The sequence below is a fragment of the Streptomyces griseiscabiei genome (genome assembly GCF_020010925.1).
Taxonomy (GTDB): domain Bacteria; phylum Actinomycetota; class Actinomycetes; order Streptomycetales; family Streptomycetaceae; genus Streptomyces; species Streptomyces griseiscabiei.
Map to the genome: position 1 here is coordinate 2,764,520 of NZ_JAGJBZ010000001.1, position 17,113 is coordinate 2,781,632.

At 70.7% G+C, this 17,113-nt stretch carries 17 protein-coding genes; 4 read left to right on the forward strand and 13 right to left on the reverse strand.

Annotation, left to right across the window (positions count from 1 at the left end):
* Positions 1–142: 142 nt before the first annotated feature.
* On the forward strand, positions 143–586 hold the full coding sequence (locus J8M51_RS11940) for a hypothetical protein (protein ID WP_086756697.1): 444 nt from the start codon (positions 143–145) through the stop codon (positions 584–586).
* 404 nt (positions 587–990) lie between these two features.
* On the opposite strand, the gene J8M51_RS11950 is transcribed toward J8M51_RS11940, so the two are convergent.
* Complete coding sequence (locus J8M51_RS11950; protein WP_086756700.1) at positions 991–2,169, reverse strand: acyl-CoA dehydrogenase family protein; 1,179 nt, start codon at positions 2,167–2,169, stop codon at positions 991–993.
* Positions 2,170–2,525: 356 nt separating this feature from the next.
* On the opposite strand from J8M51_RS11950, the gene J8M51_RS11955 reads away from it, so the two are divergent.
* Positions 2,526–3,773, forward strand: a complete 1,248-nt coding sequence (locus tag J8M51_RS11955) for a glycoside hydrolase family 18 protein (protein WP_267299155.1) — start codon at positions 2,526–2,528, stop codon at positions 3,771–3,773.
* 96 nt (positions 3,774–3,869) lie between these two features.
* Here J8M51_RS11955 and J8M51_RS11960 read toward each other — a convergent pair whose 3' ends face one another.
* The 3 genes from J8M51_RS11960 to J8M51_RS11970 all read right to left on the reverse strand — a co-directional run bounded on the left by J8M51_RS11960 (position 3,870) and on the right by J8M51_RS11970 (position 6,251).
* Positions 3,870–4,529, reverse strand: coding sequence for a TetR/AcrR family transcriptional regulator (locus tag J8M51_RS11960; protein WP_179203148.1), 660 nt, complete (start codon positions 4,527–4,529; stop codon positions 3,870–3,872).
* A 103-nt stretch (positions 4,530–4,632) separates the two neighbouring features.
* Positions 4,633–4,779 (reverse strand): SCO1431 family membrane protein, encoded by a 147-nt coding sequence (locus tag J8M51_RS11965; RefSeq protein WP_107473737.1) that lies wholly within the window; start codon positions 4,777–4,779, stop codon positions 4,633–4,635.
* Between the two features lie 89 nt (positions 4,780–4,868).
* A complete protein-coding gene (locus J8M51_RS11970; protein ID WP_086756708.1) occupies positions 4,869–6,251 on the reverse strand; it encodes a peptidase C39 family protein in 1,383 nt (460 codons plus the stop codon).
* A gap of 173 nt (positions 6,252–6,424) precedes the next feature.
* Between J8M51_RS11970 and J8M51_RS11975 the strand changes: the two genes are divergently transcribed.
* Both J8M51_RS11975 and J8M51_RS11980 read left to right on the forward strand, forming a co-directional pair.
* Positions 6,425–7,087, forward strand: coding sequence for a uridine kinase family protein (locus tag J8M51_RS11975; RefSeq protein ID WP_086756705.1), 663 nt, complete (start codon positions 6,425–6,427; stop codon positions 7,085–7,087).
* A 434-nt stretch (positions 7,088–7,521) separates the two neighbouring features.
* A complete protein-coding gene (locus J8M51_RS11980) occupies positions 7,522–9,396 on the forward strand; it encodes an AAA family ATPase (RefSeq protein WP_216590790.1) in 1,875 nt (624 codons plus the stop codon).
* A 214-nt stretch (positions 9,397–9,610) separates the two neighbouring features.
* On the opposite strand, the gene J8M51_RS11985 is transcribed toward J8M51_RS11980, so the two are convergent.
* The 9 genes from J8M51_RS11985 to J8M51_RS12025 all read right to left on the reverse strand — a co-directional run bounded on the left by J8M51_RS11985 (position 9,611) and on the right by J8M51_RS12025 (position 17,047).
* On the reverse strand, positions 9,611–10,699 hold the full coding sequence (locus J8M51_RS11985; RefSeq protein WP_086760049.1) for a hemolysin family protein: 1,089 nt from the start codon (positions 10,697–10,699) through the stop codon (positions 9,611–9,613).
* Complete coding sequence (locus J8M51_RS11990; protein WP_086760051.1) at positions 10,696–12,027, reverse strand: hemolysin family protein; 1,332 nt, start codon at positions 12,025–12,027, stop codon at positions 10,696–10,698. The genes J8M51_RS11985 and J8M51_RS11990 overlap by 4 nt, the downstream gene beginning before the upstream one ends.
* Before the next feature lie 226 nt (positions 12,028–12,253).
* The gene (locus J8M51_RS11995; protein ID WP_256965774.1) at positions 12,254–12,736 is read right to left on the reverse strand and encodes a PH domain-containing protein; all 483 of its coding nucleotides are present in this window, start codon (positions 12,734–12,736) and stop codon (positions 12,254–12,256) included.
* Between the two features lie 20 nt (positions 12,737–12,756).
* Positions 12,757–13,623, reverse strand: coding sequence for an ATP phosphoribosyltransferase (hisG, locus tag J8M51_RS12000; RefSeq protein ID WP_086760053.1), 867 nt, complete (start codon positions 13,621–13,623; stop codon positions 12,757–12,759).
* Between the two features lie 55 nt (positions 13,624–13,678).
* A complete protein-coding gene (locus J8M51_RS12005; RefSeq protein ID WP_086760055.1) occupies positions 13,679–13,951 on the reverse strand; it encodes a phosphoribosyl-ATP diphosphatase in 273 nt (90 codons plus the stop codon).
* A gap of 34 nt (positions 13,952–13,985) precedes the next feature.
* Entirely contained in the window at positions 13,986–14,471 is a 486-nt protein-coding gene (ribH, locus tag J8M51_RS12010) for a 6,7-dimethyl-8-ribityllumazine synthase (RefSeq protein ID WP_086760057.1), read from the reverse strand.
* Between the two features lie 40 nt (positions 14,472–14,511).
* Positions 14,512–15,801 carry a bifunctional 3,4-dihydroxy-2-butanone-4-phosphate synthase/GTP cyclohydrolase II gene (locus J8M51_RS12015; RefSeq protein ID WP_086760059.1) on the reverse strand — a complete coding sequence of 430 codons (1,290 nt, stop codon included), beginning with the start codon at positions 15,799–15,801 and terminating at the stop codon, positions 14,512–14,514.
* A complete protein-coding gene (locus tag J8M51_RS12020) occupies positions 15,798–16,430 on the reverse strand; it encodes a nicotinamide mononucleotide transporter family protein (RefSeq protein WP_086760061.1) in 633 nt (210 codons plus the stop codon). Before J8M51_RS12020 ends, J8M51_RS12015 begins: the two co-directional genes overlap by 4 nt.
* On the reverse strand, positions 16,427–17,047 hold the full coding sequence (locus J8M51_RS12025) for a riboflavin synthase (RefSeq protein WP_086760063.1): 621 nt from the start codon (positions 17,045–17,047) through the stop codon (positions 16,427–16,429). The genes J8M51_RS12020 and J8M51_RS12025 overlap by 4 nt, the downstream gene beginning before the upstream one ends.
* Positions 17,048–17,113: the final 66 nt, after the last annotated feature.

The window sequence follows — 17,113 nt, forward strand, 5'->3', positions numbered from 1 at the left end:
TCTGCGAGCGGCATGTGACGAAGACCACAGCACCCGAACAGGCTTCGTGATGACCTCGCGATTACCGCCAGGACCGGGCGGGAAGTGCTTGCTGTGGTCGAGGCCGCAGTGCCTTACGGCCCAGCCCGAGGGGGAGAATCCCATGCAGAGTCTTAAGCGTCCTGGTCGTACCGCACCCAAGCGGCTCCAGGCGGTCATCGAGCCCGAGCCGGAGGGTGTCGAACCGGACGACGAGTTCGACGCGTACGACACCTTCGAGATGTACCGGGTGATGTGCCCGGACTGCGCCCAGCCCATCGCGCTGCTGTCCGACGAGGACAGCCTGCCCGAGCACGCGCTGATCGTGTCGCCGTGGAACCCGTTCGGGCTCACGGTCTGCGCCGGCACGGGCCGTTCGGCCGGTGACGCCCGGCCCGCGGACGAGTCCGTGGAGCCGCAGGAGCAGGAGACCGCCCTGCTGTTGACGCTCCCTCAGGGCCTCGACTGGCGGACCCAGCCCTTCTCGCACGTCGGCGGCCCGGGCTCGCGCCCGATGCGGGTGCCGGTGATGCGCCGTCAGCAGCCCGATCAGCGCCAAGCGGCCTGATTCCCGGGCCGGTTCGGCCCACGATCGCCTCACCCAGCGCCCCGGCGGGCAGGTCTCGTCCTGCCCCGTTCGGTTCCGGCGCGAACTCAGACACGATTCCCGGGAGCGGTGACCGGTTCGCGCTCGCAGGCGTTGACCCGGTATGACCCCAACTTTTTCGGTGACCGGGAGTCGGCGTCACATCTTCGTGCCGGCCTCGGCAGAATCGCTTCCGCAAGGGCCGGCCCCGTATCAGGACCCGCCCATCTACCGTGCCCTGATGCGGACTTGGGCCGACCGGGGCCGCACCCTGCCGGGACTTCACGATCCCGAGTGGGTGCGGCTGGTTACGCCGCCGAGCGGTCTCGACCAGTTCGGCGGCACCCTCGACCCGTTCGGCGCGTCCGACTTCTTCCGCGGCTCCTTCAGCGTGACTCGGGCCCCGCGAGGTGACGGGCGATGACCATCCGCTGGATCTGATTGGTGCCCTCGACGATCTGGAGCACCTTCGCCTCGCGCATGTACCGCTCGGTGGGGAAGTCCGCCGTGTAGCCGTACCCGCCGAGGATCTGCACGGCGTCCGTGGTGACCCGCATCGCGGCGTCGGTGCAGAGCAGCTTCGCCATGGCCGCCTGCTTGGAGAACGGCCTGCCCGCGTCACGCAGCCGGGCGGCGGAGAGGTAGAGCGCGCGGCCGGCCTCTATCTGCGTCGCCATGTCCGCGAGCATGAAGCGCAGCCCCTGGAAGTCGGCGATCGGCCGCCCGAACTGCTGCCGTCCGGTGGCGTAGCCGACCGCCTCGTCCAGGGCGGCCTGGGCCACGCCGATCGCACAGGCGGCGATGCCGAGGCGTCCGGAGTCGAGCGCGGACAGGGCGATCGCGAAGCCCTGGCCCTCTTCGCCGATGCGCCGGCTGTCGGCGACGCGTACCCCGTCGAAGTGGAGCTGCGCGGTGGGTGAGCCCTTCATGCCCATCTTCTTCTCGGGCGCGGCGGCGCTCAGCCCCTCCGCGTCACCGGGCACCAGGAAGGCCGTGATGCCCCGGGAACCGGAGCCCTCGCCGCCGGTGCGGGCCATGACCGTGTAGAAGTCGGCGACACCCCCGTGGGTGATCCAGGCCTTGGTGCCGGTGATCACCCAGTCGTCGCCGTCCCGCACGGCCTTGGTCCGCAGCGACGCGGCGTCCGAGCCGGAGGAGGGCTCGGAGAGGCAGTACGCGCCGAGCAGTCCGCCGCCGAGCATCGCGGGCAGATGCTCGACCTGCTGCTCCTTGGTGCCGTAGTTGGCGAGGGCGTGGCAGGCGAGGGTGTGGACGCTGACACCGAGGCCGACGGTGAGCCGGGCCATGGCCAGCTCTTCCAGGGACTGGAGATAGACCTCGTACGGCTGGTCCCCGCCGCCGTGCTCCGAGTCGTACGGGAGGCCGAGCAGTCCCGACTCCGAGAGCAGGCCGAAGAGTTCACGGGGGAAGCGGCCGGTGTCCTCCTCCTCGGCCGCCCGCGGGGCGATCTCCCGCTGCGCGATCTCACGGACGAGCGAGATCAGATCCCGGGCCTCTTCCGTGGGCAGTTGACGGTCCACCGGCTGCGCGGCGCGGTCGGGCATGGCGACGCTCTCCTCCCTGTCGGGCACTGCGGCGGACGCCCACCGGGGATGAGGTGGTGCCGCCGGATCTCACGTGCCACAGCCGATGGTCCTCCTCCGGATCACGGAAGCCGCTGATCAGCGGCGGTGGCGCTTGGAGTATGCCCGATCCGGAGCAGCGAGTCACCGGTTAACGAGCGTTTATTGGGACACATTCCGCGACCCGCCGACCCCGGCCGGAATTGGTCCGAACCATTGACCCCAGTGGTCTAGTCCTCTACGTTCTCCCACAACAACGCGGCATCGCGTTCATGCCAATCGGCTCAGCAGGTCCAGGCAGCACCTTCCCCGCCACGCTCCCCTCCCCCGGAGTCACGATGCTCAGACCGCACAGCTCCCGCGTCCCCGTCAGGACACTTGTCGCCGCCACGTGTTGCGCCGCCCTCGGCGCCGGACTCCTCACCGCGGCGGGCACCGCGACGGCCAGCCCGGCGAAGCCCGGCCCTCAGCCGCACGCGCCCCGCGCGACCGGCTCGAAGGTCGTCGGCTACTTCATCGACTGGGGCATCTACGACCGCAAGTACTACGTCAAGAACATCGAGACGTCGGGCTCGGCGAAGAAGCTCACGCACATCAACTACGCCTTCGGCAACGTCGTCGACGGCAAGTGCGCGCTCGGCGACGCCTGGGCGGACACCGACAAGCCGTTCACCGCCGAGGAGTCCGTGGACGGCGTCGCCGACACCGCGGACCAGCCGCTGAGCGGCAACTTCAACCAGCTGCGCAAGCTGAAGAAGCTGCACCCGAAGCTCAAGATCGTCTGGTCGTTCGGCGGCTGGACCTGGTCCGGCGGCTTCGGCGAGGCGGCCAAGGACCCGCAGGCCTTCGCGAACTCCTGCTACGACCTGGTCGAGAACTCCAAGTGGAAGGACGTCTTCGACGGGATCGACATCGACTGGGAGTACCCCAACGCCTGCGGCCTCACCTGCGACACCAGCGGCAGCGAGGCCTTCGAGGACATGATGGCGGCCCTGCGCAAGCGATTCGGCAAGAAGGAGCTGGTCACCGCCGCGATCACCGCCGACGCCAAGCCGGGCGGCAGGATCGACGCGGCGGACTACGCGGGCGCCGCGAAGTACGTCGACTGGTACAACCCGATGACGTACGACTACTTCGGCTCATGGGACGCGACCACCGCCCCGCACTCGCCGCTGTACCCGTACCCGGGCATCGCCGACAAGCACTTCAACTCCGCCGCGACCATCAGGAAGCTGCGGGGCCTCGGCATCCCGGCCTCCAAGCTGCTGCTCGGCATCGGCTTCTACGGGCGCGGCTGGACCGGCGTCACCCAGTCGGCGCCCGGCGGAACCGCGGCCGGCCCGGCGGCGGGGACGTACGAGGCGGGCTACGAGGACTACAAGGTGCTCAAGAAGACGTGCCCGGCCAACGGGATCGTCGGCGGCACCGCGTACGCCAAGTGCGGTGACGACTGGTGGAGTTACGACACCCCGCGGACCATCAAGGGGAAGATGGCGTACAAGGACGCCCAGGGCCTCGGCGGCACCTTCTTCTGGGAGCTGAGCGGCGACACGGCGAACGGTGAGCTGATCAAGGCGATCAAGTAGCCGACGCTACGGGGGACTTGGGGTGGGGGTCGGTCGGCGGACCCCCACCCCCGGTGCGTTTCCCGGGTGTTGTCCGGCCGGCGGGGCGCCGGCGGGTCAGGTGTCGCGGCGGGCGGGCGCGGGGGCGAGATAGGCCGGGGCCAGTTCCTCGATGGCCCGCAGGGAGCCGCCCAGCATCTTGACGAGCAGATCGCGCATGGTGTCGCGGGGCAGCTCCGGGCGGTCGATCCAGTCGAGCGTGGCACCCTCGACCGCGCAGACCCAGCCGAACAGGCCCATCCGGACCACCGGTTCGATGTCGCTCCTGCCGTACGCGCCCTCGGCGATGGTGGTGACGATCGCCTCGCGGACGCCGTCGCGGATCGCGTGCACCTGGGCGTCGAAGCCGACTCCGCCACTGACGATCGTGCGGTAGGCGGCCTGGTTGTCCTCCGCGTACCGCAGATAGCACTCTATGGTCCGGTGCACCCGCTCCACGGACGGGAGTTGGAGGCCGCTCGCGGCGAACGTGATCAGATCGGCCACCGAGTCCTCGACGATGGCGAGGTAGTAGCCGCGCTTGGACTTGAAGTAGTAGTAGATCAGTCCCTTGGCCACCCGCGCCTGCCGCGCGATGTCGTCCATCGACAACGTGTCGTACGACGTGTCGGCGAACAACTTGCGCCCGATGGAGATGAGTTCGGCGCGGCGCGCCAACGATCGGTCGGTGCCGCGCGCCCGCGGCGGTTCGACTCCACGCTGTTGACTACTATTCAATTTCGGTCCTGGTCTCCAACTGCCAGCGGGACAACCGCAGTATGGCAGACCCTCACCACCAGCTTGTTCGACTCTGATCGACAGAATCGGCCGGTGGATCAGGTCACAGCAGACCCAGCTGGGTCACCAGCATCGCGACGACCACGACCAGGACCCAGCCCGCCAGATGTTCGACGACCTTGGGGCCGTCGTCCTTCGGGCCGCCCGTGCCGGTGCGGACGCGGGCGGTGGGGGCGGAGGTCGCGGTCATGGCAGCTCGTTGGTGTGATCGGTGTGTGGTGGGCTCCCCCGTTCCGTCCACCTTGCCACCGCGTGGGCGGTTCGCGGCCGAGAGCTTGGTCACACGACGCCCACCGCGGCGAGCGCCGCACGCTGGCGGGACGTGGGCCGCGCCGGGAAGTACAGATAGCAGACGCCGCCGGTGCCGGAGACGATCTTGCCCGCGGCGTTGTACCGCTTGGTCCGCAGCCAGATGTTCTCCCACTCGCGCCGCCGGTAGACCCGGCGCACCGCCTCGTTGGTCGGGGAGTTCGGGTCGTTGGCGATGATGTCGCCGTCGGCGGTGAAGCCGATCACCGTCATCAGATGCCCGGCCGTGCCGTAGCCCGCGCCCGTCAGCTCCTCCGCCAGGAACGACTGGGAGGTGATCGCCGGGATGCCCGCCGCGATCAGGGTCTCCAGCTCGGTGAGCGAGCCCAGCCGGGTCACCACGCCCTGGATGTCCTGGTAGGTGGCGGCGTACGCGGCGTTGAACGGCCAGTTGCCACAGCCCTCGTACTGGTAGTCGAAGGTGAACCGGGCCGCGTGGCACACCTGCGGGTCCGCGAACGCCGGGTTCACCCAGGCCAGCTCCGCGGCGCTGGGCCTGCGGCCCCAGAACTCTATGATCATCTGCGAGGAGGTCGGGCTGCACCAGGCCTCGCCCCCGTTGTCGTACTCGGGGTACTGGCCCTTGTGGGTCTCCTGGGAGTAGCGCGGGACGTTCAGCTCCCGGGCGAGGCCGGGCGCCGAGGCCGGGACGGTGAAGCGGTCGGGCACGTCGGAGCCCATCGCGCCGAGCCGCCACACCGTGGGGGTGAGCCGGGTGCCGGGTGTGCGGTGGAGGGTCAGCCGCAGCCGGTAGGAGGCGAGACGCAGGCCCGTGGCCGGGTCGTCGATCGCGAAGGTGTCCGTCCAGACACTGCTCCTGCCGTCCTCCTGGCCGTCGACGGACGTCCTTCTGATGTCCTGGTCGCCGGCCGCCCACCGCCCCAGCACGTACCAGGGCGTGTCCGAGCCGTCGGAGTACGTGCCCTTCATCTCGACGGCGATCCAGGTGCCGGCCGGGGTGCGGGCGTTCCAGGACGCGATGACCTCGACGGCGGGCACGGTGAGCGTGTGGACCGGTGAGGTCCAGGTCGCGTACTCCCAGGCGGCCGTCCGCCCGGTGTGCGGGTCGGTGTAGTCGGTGGTGCCGAGCGGCGCGTCGATCACCAGCCCCGGCCGCTCCCCCGCCTGGGCGCAGGTGCCCTCGGCGCCGCCGGAGCGCCAGTCGGCGTACGAGGTCCAGAAGCGGTTGTCCACGAGGCGGGCCGGTGCCCGGACGGCTCCGGCGGGAGCGTCGGTCCGGGCGCTCGTGGTGTCGGCGGCGGCCTGCGCCGTCGGTCCTCCGGCCGCCGCGGCGGCGGTGGCGACGGCTGCGGTCAGGACGGTTCTGCGGGACGGCTCGGAAAGGCTCGTCATCTGCGGGAGACCCCCAGTGATCCGGAAGAAACGGTTCAGACGCACGGCTGTTCGCCCACTATGGACGTCGGGCGAGGACTTCTGCCAGCACCTCGCGCATCGGCGCGCCCACCGATATTGGTCGACACCACTGGCGTGCGCCGGGATCTCCCGGCACGGTGTTCAATCCACGTATGCACGCCTTCCCCGCCCCCTCGGACTCCAAGGATCCCGCCGTCGAGGACCTCGCCTCCCGGCTCCGCACACTGCCGCCCTCCTGCGGGCCGGTCCGGCTGATGGGGGTCGACGGGCACGCCGGGTCCGGGAAGAGCACCCTCGCCGGGCGCCTGGCCGTCGCGCTCGGCGGTGCCCCGGTGCTGCACCTCGACGACATCGCCACCCACGAGGAGCTGTTCGCGTGGACCGGACGACTCCTGGACCAGGTCATCGAGCCGCTGCGGGACGGGCGGAGCGCGCGCTACGCCCCGTACGACTGGCGTGCGCGCGGTTTCGGCCCCGCGCGCACGCTGCCGGCGGCGCCCGTGATCGTGGTCGAGGGGGTGGGTGCGGGCCGGCGTGCGCTCCGGCCGTATCTGGCGCGGCTGGTGTGGATGGAGGTGCCGGAGGAGCGTGCCTGGGCGCGAGGGCAGGCGCGGGACGGGGAGGAGCAGAGTGAGTTCTGGGCCGGGTGGGTCAGGGCGGAACGCCGGCATTTCGCCGAGGATCCTTCTCGGCCGTTCGCCGATCTTCTGATTCGGCCGGGAAACACGGGGTACGAGGTGCTGGCGGGACCTGCGACGACTCCCGGATCGGCATCGCATCTCACTCAGGGTGACGGACCATCCGCAATGTGCTGAACTTGTGAAGACGACTGTCCGGGAAGTTCCGCGAGTGCCCCAACTCGGCTTGACCGGGGGGCCGTACAGGTCTTACGTTCTGAATGTGCGGTGATTCTTCACCGCCCAGAGACGCGAAGCCCCCGGTTGTTCCCCCGTGATCGGGGGCTTCGTTCTGCCCTCTTCCGGCTTTTCCGGAACTGCTGGGACACGATTTCTTCACCCTCGGTCACCGTCCGCAATGCGCCCCGTCTGCTCCCACCTCGTAAGACGAGGGCTGCGGCACCCTTCGAAGGGCGACCGACCCGCAGGTACGATGCCCAAGGTGCGACCTTCGGACGGCAGCGGCAGCGCGTCGGCGCAACTCCCGTCCGCGGCACAGCGGTTCGACGAAGGCTGCCGACGGGCACCGGCCCGTTCGGTTTCCAGCGGGGGCACGGTTTGTGGGGGACGGGATGGACTTCGGCTCGCGGGGCCCCGAGGCCCCGGCCGACCTCGCCTGGCTGCGAGGCGTGGACGCCTACACGATGGGCGCCTATCCGCAGGCGGAGGAGGAGTTCCGCACCGCGGTGCGGATGGACCCGGGGATGGCCGACGGCTGGCTCGGGCTGCACGCGCTGCGCGTGGACACGACGACCGCCCTGCTGCGGATGTTCCGGCACCGGGAGCGCTTCGGGGAGCAGCGCTCACGGCACCGGCGCACCCTCAACTCCTGGTACTGGCTGGGCTGGTGGGTACAGCCCGTGCTGGAGAGCCCGCGTGATCTGCTCCTCGCGCACGCCTCGCACTGGCTGGACGGGCGCCATGTGCCCGAGCTGGACCGGGCGCTCGCGGGGCTGCCGCCGGTCGACGCGGACCACCATGTGCGCTTTCTGCACGCCTGCCGCGCCTATCTGGTCAAGGACTGGGAGCAGTTGGTCCGGCACACCGATCCGCTGATCGACGATCCCCTGCTGGGCATCGAGGCCGGCCTCTTCGGCGGGATGGCCCGGGTCCGGCTGGAGACGTACGGACAGGCCGAGCCACTGCTCTCCGCCGCGCTGATGCGCTGCCGCAGCGAGCAGCCGCAGCGCAAGGAGCTGCGGTACTGGCTGGCCCGCGCCCACGAGGGCACCGGGCGCAGCGCCGCCGCGCTGCCGCTGTACCGGGCGGTGCACCGGGTCGACCCCGCCTTCATGGACACCTCCGCGCGGCTCGCGGCGATCGCCGAGGGCGACGGGTACGACGACGACGCGAGCGACTTCGCGGCGATCGCGCTCGCCGGGATCGGGCAGGACGTGCTCGACGGCGACGGGCTGGAGCCGTTCTTCGACCCCGAGGGCCGGGACCTGAAGGTCTCCGATCCCGGGCTGCCGCCGACGGGCGGGCTGCCGCCCGAGGCCGGCGACACCTTCGTCCGGGAGAAGTCCGTGGTGCCGGTGGAGCCGCTGTCGCTGCCGACCGGGCCGACGGATCCGGAGCTGCTGGAGGAGGCGCTCGCCGAGCTGGAGCGGATGGTCGGTCTCGAACCGGTGAAACGGCAGGTCAAGGCGTTGTCCGCGCAGCTGAACATGGCGCGGCTGCGGGCCGGGCAGGGGTTGCCGGTGCAGCCGCCCAAGCGGCACTTCGTCTTCTCCGGGCCGTCCGGGACCGGGAAGACGACCGTGGCGCGAATACTGGGCCGGGTGTTCTACGCGCTCGGGCTGCTGGGCGGCGATCATCTCGTCGAGGCGCAGCGGGCGGATCTCGTGGGCGAGTATCTCGGGCAGACCGCGGTGAAGGCCAACGAGCTGATCGACTCGGCGATCGGTGGGGTGCTGTTCGTGGACGAGGCGTACTCGCTGTCGAACACGGGGTACGGGAAGGGCGATGCGTACGGGGACGAGGCGCTTCAGGTGCTGCTGAAGCGGGCCGAGGACAACCGGGATCATCTGGTCGTGATCCTCGCGGGGTATCCGGAGGGGATGGATCGGCTGCTGGCCGCGAATCCCGGGCTGTCGTCTCGCTTCACGACGCGGGTGGATTTTCCGTCCTACCGGCCGTTGGAGCTGACCTCCATCGGGGAGGTGCTCGCGGCGGAGAACGGGGATGTGTGGGACGAGGAGGCGCTCGACGAACTGCGGTCCGTCGCCGGGCATGTCGTCGAGCAGGGGTGGATCGACGAGTTGGGGAACGGGCGGTTCCTGCGGACCCTGTACGAGAAGAGCTGTGCGTATCGGGATCTGCGGTTGTCGGGGTATCCGACGATTCCCACGCGGGATGATCTGTCGACGTTGCGGCTGCCGGATCTGATGCAGGCGTATGGGGAGGTTCTGTCGGGGCGGGGGCCCGGGGGGCCGTCGGCGGTGTGACTTCCGCCCCCGCCACCCCTACCCGTCCCATCCCCAGGGGCTGCGCCCCTTCGACCCGCCAGGGTGGTGCGTGGTCGGGTGCGGGTGGGTGGGGCTTCTCGCGCAGTTCCCCGCGCCCCTGACAAGCAGGCGCGGGGAACTGCGCGACCAGCCCCCGCCGGACCCGCGCGTACCCGCCCCCGGCCGCCCCTGGCCGGGGCGGCCGGGGGCGGGGTCAGCCGGCCAGGGCCTCCTCCGGGGTTTCGCTGGCTCGTGGTTCTGTCACCCGGGTCGGCGGGACCTCTCGGTGGGCGGGGTCCCGGACCTCGCCGACCAGGAGTTCCAGCACGTCTTCCAGGGCGACCAGGCCGAGCACCTTGCCGGAGGCGTCCGCGACCTGGGCGAGGTGTGTGGCGGCGCGGCGCATGACCGTGAGGGCGTCGTCCAGGGGGAGTTCCGCGCGCAGGGTGGTCATGGGGCGCCAGATCTGCTGGGGGACGGCGCGGTCGGAGTCCTCCAGGTCGAGGACGTCCTTGACGTGGAGGTAGCGGCCCATGAAGGCGCCGGTCTCCGCGACCACCGGGAAACGGGAGTAGCCGGTGCGTGCGGTCAGGGCGACGACCTGGGCGGGGGTCACGGAGGGGACCACCGTCACCAGGGAGTCGCGCTTGAGGAGGACGTCCGTCACCGGGCGGGAGCCCAGCTCCAGCGCGTCCTCCAGCCGTTCCTGCTCCTCCGGGTCGAGCAGCCCGGCCTGCCCGGAGTCCTCGACCAGCCGGCCCAGCTGGACGCTGGTGAAGACGGCCTCGACCTCGTCCTTGGGCTCGACGTGGAAGAGCCTGAGGACGACCCGGGCGCAGGCGCCGAGGCCGACCGTGACCGGCTTGCAGAGACGGGCGAAGGCCACCAGCGCGGGGCTCAGCCACAGCGCCGTCTTCTCGGGCGCGGCCATCGCCAGGTTCTTCGGCAGCATCTCGCCGATGACGAGGTGCAGGAAGACGACGACGGCCAGGGCGATGACGTACCCCAGGGGGTGGATCATCCCGTGCGGGAGGTGGATCGCCTCGAACAGCGGCTCAAGAAGCTTCGCCACCGTCGGCTCGGCCACCGCGCCCAGCGTCAGCGAGCAGACGGTGATGCCGAACTGGGCCGCCGCCATCATCTGCGGCAGGTTCTCCAGGCCGTAGAGGACCTGGCGGGCCCGCGCGGTCCCCAGCGGTTCGATCTGGCTGCGGCGGACGGAGACCAGGGCGAACTCGGCGCCGACGAAGAAGCCGTTGGCAAGCACGAGGAGCAGGGCGAACAGGAGTTGGAGCACGCTCATCGGGCCGCCTCCACCACAGGGGCGGGGGTGGTGCGGACGAGGCGTACGCGCTCCGCCCGGTAGTGCCCGACCTGCCGTACCGCGAGCCGCCAGCCGGGCAGCTCCGCCCTGTCGCCGGGCGCCGGGATACGGCCGAGGAGGTCGGCGACGAGACCGGCGACCGTCTCGTACGGGCCCTCCGGGACGTCGAGGCCGATGCGCTGGAGCAGGTCGACCCGGCAACTGCCGTCGACGTCCCAGGCGGGGCGGCCGTCCTCGGGCGGGGCCGCGGCCAGTTCGGGCAGGTCGTGCCCGTCGTGCTCGTCGCGGACCTCGCCGACCAGTTCCTCGACGATGTCCTCCAGGGTGACGACCCCGGCCGTGCCGCCGTACTCGTCGACGACGACGGCGATGGGCTGCTCGCTGCGCAGCCGGGCCAGCAGCGGCTGCACGGGCAGCGACTCGGGGACGAGGAGCGGGGACTTGGCGATCCGGCCGACCGGGGTGTGCAGCCGGTCCTGGGCCGGGATCGCGAGGGCGTCCTTGAGGTGGGCCATGCCAACGATCTCGTCGATCCGCTCCCGGTAGACGGGGAAGCGGGAGAGGCCGGTGGCCCGGGTCAGGTTGACCACGTCCTCCGCGGTCGCCGAGGACTGCAGGGCGCTGACCTTGACTCGGGGCGTCATCACGTTCTCCGCGGTCAGGTCGCCGAGGGAGAGGGTGCGGACGAAGAGGTCGGCGGTGTCCTGCTCCAGGGCGCCGGCCTGGGCCGAGTGCCGGGCGAGGGAGACCAGTTCGCCGGGGGTGCGGGCGGAGGCCAGTTCGTCGGTGGGCTCGACGCCGAAGGCGCGGACCAGACGGTTGGCGACCGCGTTGAGGGCGGCGATGACCGGGCGGAAGAGACGGGAGAAGACATGCTGGGGTCCCGCGACGAAGCGGGCGACCTGCATCGGCTTGGACACCGCCCAGTTCTTGGGCACCAGCTCGCCGATCACCATCTGCACGGCGGAGGCCAGCAGCATGCCGACGACGACGGAGACTCCGGAGACGGCTCCTTCGGGTATGCCGACGGCGGTGAAGGGGCCGTTCAGTATCTCCGCGAGCGCCGGTTCGGCGAGCATGCCGACGACCAGGGAGGTGATGGTGATGCCGAGCTGGGTGCCGGAGAGCTGGAACGACAGCTCCTTGAGCGCGCCCACCACCTTGTGGGCCCGGCGGTCGCCCTCGGCGGCGGCCTTCTCGGCCTCCGGCCGCTCGACCGTGACGAGGCCGAACTCGGCGGCCACGAAGAAGCCGTTGGCGAGGATCAGCAGGAACGCGGCTCCGAGGAGCAGCAGGGGGATGGTCATGCCGCCGCCTCGATAGGTCGGGAGGGGGCGGCGCAGGTACTACAGGACGATCCGTCCATCGCTGGAGGGAGTCACTCCTCGAATAGCAGGGAGCCCCCGCCTTCCGGTGGTGCTGTGGAAGCGGAGGCGGAGGCGCAACGAAAACGCCTCCGCCAACAGATTAATCAAGACAGGGCCCGGTGCGGCAGGGGCGGCGGCCCCGAGTCGTCCCCGATCTTGTCCGGGGTCAGCCCTGGGGCCGCTCGGGCTCGGTGACCGACCGGGCCTCCACCAGCGCACGGAGGGCCCGGGCGTCCTCGATGGCACGCTGCCTGGCGATGCCCGGCTGGATGCCGAGCGCGGGCAGGCTGGTGCCGTCGGTGAGGTCGAGGAAGACCCAGGGGTCGCCGACCCGCAGGTTCACCTGCACGATCTCCGCCCACCCCAGCTGCCGCCTGGCGGTGATGTTGACCACGGTCACCCCGGACTCGTCGGCGACCACCCGGGGCCGGGAGAGCAGACCCAGCACCCCGGCGAGCAGGGCCGCCGTGAAGACGAAGCTGAGGCGCTCCCCGGGACCGAGCGTCGGCAGCAGCAGCGCGACCACCGTGATGACCACGAACATCGCGCCCGCGGCGGTGAGCAGCACGGCCCGGGTGCGGCCCGGCCGAAAAGTGACCGGCAGGGCGGGCAGGGAGGAGTGGGTGGGCAGGGAGGACTGGTCCGGCATGGCGTACGACTCCCCGGCCGTCAGAGGCGGCAGGCGTGGATGGCGGTGGTCAGGATGGCCCGCGCGCCGATGTCGTACAGGTCGTCCATGATCCGCTGGGCCTCCTTGGCCGGGACCATGGCGCGGACGGCGACCCAGCCCTCGTTGTGCAGCGGGGAGACGGTCGGGGACTCCAGGCCGGGGGTGAGCGCGACGGCCTTCTCCAGCTGCTCGACGCGGCAGTCGTAGTCCATCATCACGTAGGTCCGGGCGACCAGGACACCCTGGAGACGGCGCAGGAACTGCTGCACCTTGGGCTCGTTCTCCGAGTTCTCCTCGGAGGTGTCGGCGCCGACGCGGCGGATGACGATGGCCTCGGACTTCATGATCGGCTCGCCGAAGACCTCCAGGCCCGCGTTGCGCAGGGAGGTGCCGGTCTCGACGACGTCGGCGATGACCTCGGCGACCCCCAGCTCGATCGCGGTCTCGACGGCGCCGTCGAGGTGGACGACGGAAGCGTCGATGCCGTTGTCGGCGAGGTGCCTCGCGACGATGCCCTCGTAGGAGGTGGCGACCGTCTTGCCCTTGAGGTCGGCGACACCGGTCGCCGCGCCGGGCCTGGAGGCGAAGCGGAACGTGGAGCGGGCGAAGCCGAGGGGGAGGATCTCCTCGGCCCGGGCGCCGGAGTCGATCAGCAGATCGCGGCCGGTGATGCCGATGTCGAGGCGGCCGGAGGAGACGTAGATCGCGATGTCGCGGGGGCGGAGGTAGAAGAACTCCACCTCGTTGACCGGGTCGACGATCCGCAGTTCCTTGGACTCCCGGCGCTGCTGGTAGCCGGCCTCATGCAGCATCTCCCCCGCAGGTCCGGACAGGGAACCCTTGTTGGGGACGGCGATGCGCAGCATGAGGTCGGCTTCCTTTGCGTGGGGCGTGGGCGGGGAGGGTGCGGAACGGACTGGCTTACAGGTGGGCGTACACGTCGTCCAGGGAGATGCCGCGGGCGACCATCATCACCTGGACGTGGTAGAGCAGCTGCGAGATCTCCTCGGCGGCGGCTTCCTTGCCCTCGTACTCGGCGGCCATCCAGACCTCGGCGGCCTCTTCGACGACCTTCTTGCCGATGGCATGGACGCCCTTCCCGACCAGTTCGGCGGTGCGGGAGGTGGCGGGGTCGCCGGTGGCGGCCTTCTGCTGGAGCTCGGTGAAGAGCTCCTCGAACGTCTTCTTGGACATGGTGACGCTCAGCCTATGCCACACCCGCGTTTCGTCAGCGCCACGGTTCAGATACTGAGCGGAGGGTGGCCGCCGTCGCCACCGCCGCCGTCACCGCCTCGTGGCCCTTGTCCTCGTTCGAGCCCTCGATGCCCGCGCGGTCCAGGGCCTGTTCCTCGGTGTCGCAGGTGAGGACGCCCATCCCGATGGGGACGCCGGTGTCGACGGAGACCTGGGTGAGGCCCTGGGTGACGCCCTGGCACACGTACTCGAAGTGGGGGGTGCCGCCGCGGATGACGACACCGAGGGCGACGATGGCGTCGTAGCCGCGGCCCGCGAGGACCTTGGCGACGACCGGGAGTTCCCAGCTGCCGGGGACCCTGAGGAGGGTCGGCTCGGTGATGCCCAGGTCGCGCAGGGCGCGCAGGGCGCCGTCCACCAGACCGTCCATCACCTTCTCGTGCCACTGCGCCGCGATGACGGCGACCCGGAGGTCGCCCACGTTGCGTACGGACAGTTCGGGTGCGCCCTTGCCGCTCACGTTCTCTTGTCTCCTCGACGTGCGATTGCTCTGGGTACTTTTACTGGTTGCCGCAGGTGGACGCGGTGGTCGTGTCCAGCCACGGCAGATCGTGGCCCATCCGGTCCCGCTTGGTGCGCAGGTAGCGGAGGTTGTGCTCGCCCGCGCGGACGGGCATCGGCTCGCGGTCGGTGACCGTGAGGCCGTGCCGGACGAGGGCGTCGGTCTTCTCGGGGTTGTTGGTCATCAGCCGGAGGCTGCGGACACCGAGGTCCTTGAGGATCTGCGCGCCGGCGCCGTAGTCCCGGGCGTCGGCGGGCAGGCCCAGCTCCAGGTTGGCGTCGAGGGTGTCGCGGCCGCGCTCCTGGAGTTCGTAGGCGCGCAGCTTGGACAGCAGTCCGATGCCGCGGCCCTCGTGGCCGCGCAGATAGACGACGACGCCCCGGCCCTCGGCGGCGATGCGTTCCAGGGAGGTGCCCAGCTGGGGACCGCAGTCGCAGCGCAGCGAGTGGAAGATGTCGCCGGTGAGGCATTCGGAGTGGACGCGGACGAGGACGTCCTCGCCGTCGCCGATCTCGCCGTGGACGAGGGCGACGTGCTCGACGCCGTCGACCGTGGAGCGGTAGCCGTACGCGGTGAAGTCGCCGTACTCGGTGGGGAGTTGGGTCCTGGCCTCACGCTCGACGGTGGGTTCGGCGGAGCGGCGGTAGGCGATCAGGTCCTCGATGGAGATGATCGTCAGACCGTGCTTGCGGGCGAACGGGATCAGCTCGGGCAGGCGCAGCATCCGGCCGTCCTCGCCGGCGATCTCGACGATCGCGCCGGCCGGGCGCAGCCCCGCGAGGCGGGCGAGGTCGACGGCGGCCTCGGTGTGGCCGTCGCGTACGAGCACCCCGCCGGTACGGGCGCGCAGCGGGAAGATGTGGCCGGGGCGGACGAAGTCGCCGGGCTCGGCGGTGCCGCTCGCCAGGAGCTGGAGGGTGGTGGCGCGGTCGGCGGCGGAGATTCCGGTGGTGACGCCGTACTGCGGGGCGGCGTCGACGGTGACGGTGAAGGCGGTGCGCATGGACTCGGTGTTCTGCTGTACCATCTGCGGCAGTTCGAGCCGGTCCAGCTCGTCCGCCTCCATGGGGGCGCAGATCATGCCCCGGCACTCGCTCATCATGAAGGCGATGATCTCGGGGGTGGCCTTCTCCGCGGCGATGACGAGGTCGCCCTCGTTCTCGCGGTTCTCGTCGTCGACGACCACGACCGGGCGGCCGGCCGCGATGTCGGCGATGGCCCGCTCGACCGGGTCCAGCGCGAAGTTCTCGATGTCGCTGGTGCTGTAGAGGATCGGCGCCGTGGTCATGCCGGGGCTCCTTCCAGGGCGGGCTTGCGGGAGCGCAGCCACCAGTCGCGCATGCCCCACAGGACGAGCGCGCCGTAGATGATGTAGACGAATCCGGAGAACGCGTAGCCGTTGGCGAAGTTGAGGGGGACGCCGACCAGGTCGACCAGCAGCCAGGCGAACCAGAACTCGACCATGCCGCGCGCCTGGGCGTACATGGCGACGACGGTGCCGGTGAAGATGTACGCGTCCGGCCAGGGGTCCCAGGACAGGGTGGGGAAGGCGGTGAAGAGTCCGCCGACGGCGAGGGTGCCGAGCACCGCGCCGGCGATCAGGTAGCCGCGCTCGCGCCAGGTGGCGAAGCGCGGGGCGATGGCGCCGTCCGCCGTCTGCTTCTTCGTACGGTTCCACTGCCACCAGCCGTACGCGGCGACGGCCATGACGATGACCTGCTTGCCGGCGCTGCCGGTGAGGTGGCCGACGAAGGCGCCGAAGAGGACGAGGCCGGAGAGGAACTGCACGGGCCAGTTCCACAGGGAGCGGATCGCGCCGAGGGCGAGGGCGACCAGTCCGAGGACGTTGCCGATCATGTCCGACCAGAGGATCTGCTGGCCGAAGGCGGTGAAGGCGACGGTGTTCAGGGAGTTCACCGTCCCGCTCCCTCGGTGTTCGCCGCTCCCTGGTGGCCCAGCAGGCGCTCGACGTACTTGGCGATCACGTCGACCTCGAGGTTGACCGGGTCGCCGGGCTGCTTGCGGCCGAGCGTGGTCAGGTCGAGGGTGGTCGGGATGAGGCTGACCGTGAAGTGGTCGGGGCCGGCGTCGACGACGGTGAGGCTGATGCCGTCGACGGTGATGGAGCCCTTCTCGACGACGTACCGGGTGAGCTCCGCGGGGAGCGAGATCTTGACGATCTCCCAGTTCTCGGAGGGCTTGCGCTCGATGACCTGGCCCGTGCCGTCGACATGGCCCTGCACGATGTGGCCGCCGAGGCGGTCGCCGACGGCCATGGGGCGTTCGAGGTTGACGCGGGAGCCGACGCCGAGGGCGCCGAGGCTGGAGCGTTCGAGGGTCTCCGCCATGACGTCGGCGGTGAACCAGTCGTCCTCGTGCTCCACGACCGTGAGACAGACGCCGTTGACGGCGATGGAGTCGCCGTGCTTCGCGCCCTGGGTGACGACGGCGCCGCGCAGACGGAAGCGGGAGGAGTCGCCGAGATTCTCTACGGCGGTGACCTCACCCAGCTCTTCGACGATTCCGGTGAACACTTCCCGGGTCCTCCTGCCTCGTGGGGCACGGACTCCGGGGCTGTCGAAGACGACAGAATTCAGCGG

Bases quoted from the DNA above. Each gene is read 5' to 3' on its own strand.
- J8M51_RS11940 (WP_086756697.1), top strand. From the start codon at position 143: ATGCAGAGTCTTAAGCGTCCTGGTCGTACCGCACCCAAGCGGCTCCAG.
- J8M51_RS11950 (WP_086756700.1), bottom strand. From the start codon at position 2,169: ATGCCCGACCGCGCCGCGCAGCCGGTGGACCGTCAACTGCCCACGGAA.
- J8M51_RS11955 (WP_267299155.1), top strand. From the start codon at position 2,526: ATGCTCAGACCGCACAGCTCCCGCGTCCCCGTCAGGACACTTGTCGCC.
- J8M51_RS11965 (WP_107473737.1), bottom strand. From the start codon at position 4,779: ATGACCGCGACCTCCGCCCCCACCGCCCGCGTCCGCACCGGCACGGGC.
- J8M51_RS11970 (WP_086756708.1), bottom strand. From the start codon at position 6,251: ATGACGAGCCTTTCCGAGCCGTCCCGCAGAACCGTCCTGACCGCAGCC.
- J8M51_RS11975 (WP_086756705.1), top strand. From the start codon at position 6,425: ATGCACGCCTTCCCCGCCCCCTCGGACTCCAAGGATCCCGCCGTCGAG.
- J8M51_RS11980 (WP_216590790.1), top strand. From the start codon at position 7,522: ATGGACTTCGGCTCGCGGGGCCCCGAGGCCCCGGCCGACCTCGCCTGG.
- J8M51_RS11985 (WP_086760049.1), bottom strand. From the start codon at position 10,699: ATGAGCGTGCTCCAACTCCTGTTCGCCCTGCTCCTCGTGCTTGCCAAC.
- J8M51_RS11990 (WP_086760051.1), bottom strand. From the start codon at position 12,027: ATGACCATCCCCCTGCTGCTCCTCGGAGCCGCGTTCCTGCTGATCCTC.
- J8M51_RS11995 (WP_256965774.1), bottom strand. From the start codon at position 12,736: ATGCCGGACCAGTCCTCCCTGCCCACCCACTCCTCCCTGCCCGCCCTG.
- hisG (WP_086760053.1), bottom strand. From the start codon at position 13,623: ATGCTGCGCATCGCCGTCCCCAACAAGGGTTCCCTGTCCGGACCTGCG.
- J8M51_RS12005 (WP_086760055.1), bottom strand. From the start codon at position 13,951: ATGTCCAAGAAGACGTTCGAGGAGCTCTTCACCGAGCTCCAGCAGAAG.
- J8M51_RS12015 (WP_086760059.1), bottom strand. From the start codon at position 15,801: ATGACCACGGCGCCGATCCTCTACAGCACCAGCGACATCGAGAACTTC.